Source organism: Rhodococcus sp. EPR-134 (assembly GCF_001647205.1).
Lineage (GTDB): Bacteria > Actinomycetota > Actinomycetes > Mycobacteriales > Mycobacteriaceae > Rhodococcus_F > Rhodococcus_F qingshengii.
The window spans coordinates 1-1845 of sequence record NZ_LVCT01000357.1 but is presented as its reverse complement, the minus strand read 5'-3'; the positions used below and the strand labels follow the sequence as shown (position 1 = coordinate 1845).

1 protein-coding gene is annotated in these 1845 nt (G+C 59.8%); it reads right to left on the bottom strand.

What is annotated here, in order from left to right:
- Nucleotides 1-1669: aa3-type cytochrome oxidase subunit I (ctaD, locus tag A2J01_RS15890; RefSeq protein ID WP_064113084.1), on the bottom strand; the 1669-nt coding region annotated here is incomplete at its 3' end.
- Nucleotides 1670-1845: the final 176 nt, after the last annotated feature.

Here is a 1845-nt window from a genome sequence, read left to right as displayed (position 1 = left end):
CGTGTGCTTCTGCTCGCATCCGAGCAACCATGTGCGGGTAATGCAACTCGAAGGCCGGACGCTCGCTGCGGATGCGCGGCAACTCGGTGAAGTTGTGACGCGGCGGCGGGCAGGTCGTTGCCCACTCCAGCGAGTTTCCGTAGCCCCACGGATCGTCGACAGTGACCACTTCGCCGAATCGGTAGCTCTTGAAGACGTTCCAGATGAACGGGAGAGTGGAGGCTCCGAGAATGAAGGAACCGATGGTCGAGACTGTATTGAGTGTGGTGAACCCGTCCGCGGGTAGGTAGTCGGCGTAACGACGCGGCATACCCTCGGCACCGAGCCAGTGCTGAACGAGGAACGTCATGTGAAAGCCGACGAACGTGGTCCAAAAGTGCCACTTGCCAAGGCGCTCGTCCATCATGCGACCGGTCATCTTCGGGAACCAGAAGTAGATACCGGCGTACGTCGCGAACACGACCGTACCGAAAACCACGTAGTGGAAGTGGGCGACCACGAAGTAAGTATCCGTGACCTGAAAATCCAGCGGAGGGCTCGCCAGCAGCACACCGGACAGACCACCGAAGAGGAAGGTGATCAAGAATCCGAGAGAGAACAGCATCGGTGACTCAAACGTCAGGTGTCCCTTCCACATCGTGCCGATCCAGTTGAAGATCTTCACACCCGTCGGCACGGCGATCAGGAACGTCATGAACGAGAAGTACGGCAGGAGAACCGCGCCCGTCGCGTACATGTGATGCGCCCACACTGCGATCGACAGCGCCGCGATACCGAGCGTCGCGTAGACCAGGCCGCTGTAGCCGAAGATCGGTTTGCGGCTGAAGACCGGAAATATCTCCGAGACGATACCGAAGAAGGGCAGCGCGATGATGTAGACCTCGGGGTGGCCGAAGAACCAGAACAGGTGCTGCCACAGCAGGACTCCGCCATTCGCGGGGTCGAAGATGTTGCCACCGAGGCGACGGTCGTAAAGCAGTGCGAAGAGTGCGGCGGTCAACAGCGGGAAGGCCAACAGAATCAAGACAGAGGTGATGAAGATGTTCCACGTGAAGATCGGCATGCGGAACATCGTCATACCGGGAGCGCGTAAGCAGACAATGGTGGTGATCATGTTGACCGCGCCGAGAATCGTGCCGAGACCGGAGACGAGAAGCCCCACAATCCACAGATCCGCACCGACCCCAGGTGAGCTGACTGCCGAACTCAGAGGCGTGTAGGCCGTCCAGCCGAAATCTGCGGCACCTCCGGGAGTGACGAACCCGCCCGTAGCGATGAGAGCACCGAAAAGGTAGAGCCAGTAGCTGAACGCGTTCAGTCGCGGGAAGGCGACATCCGGCGCACCGATCTGCAGGGGGAGAACGAAATTGGCGAATCCGAACACCACCGGCGTCGCGTACAGCAGCAGCATGATCGTGCCGTGCATGGTGAAGAGTTGGTTGTACTGCTCGTTCGACAGGAATTGCATGCCCGGAATCGCCAGTTCGCTGCGCATGATCAGCGCCATGAGCCCGCCGATGAGGAAGAACGCGAACGAAGTCACCAAATACATCAAGCCGAGCGTCTTGTGATCGGTCGTCGTCACAAGGTTCCGCAGCACCGATCCCTTCGGCGCCCGTCGCGCGGGGTACGGCCGGGCGGGGATCGGGGGTGATGCAATTGCGGTCATAGTCAGCCCGCTTCCTGTCGAGACGCAAATAGAGTGTGCGACAGAAGCATAACCCAAATACTACGTTGCATAGTTTTTGGGTCCGGGTGGCGCCTCGGCCACCCTTTCCGACTGCCGTCAGGTCACGAGGGCATGAGCGGACGCAGAGAAGACGACCATGGTGGTCAACGCGGCGA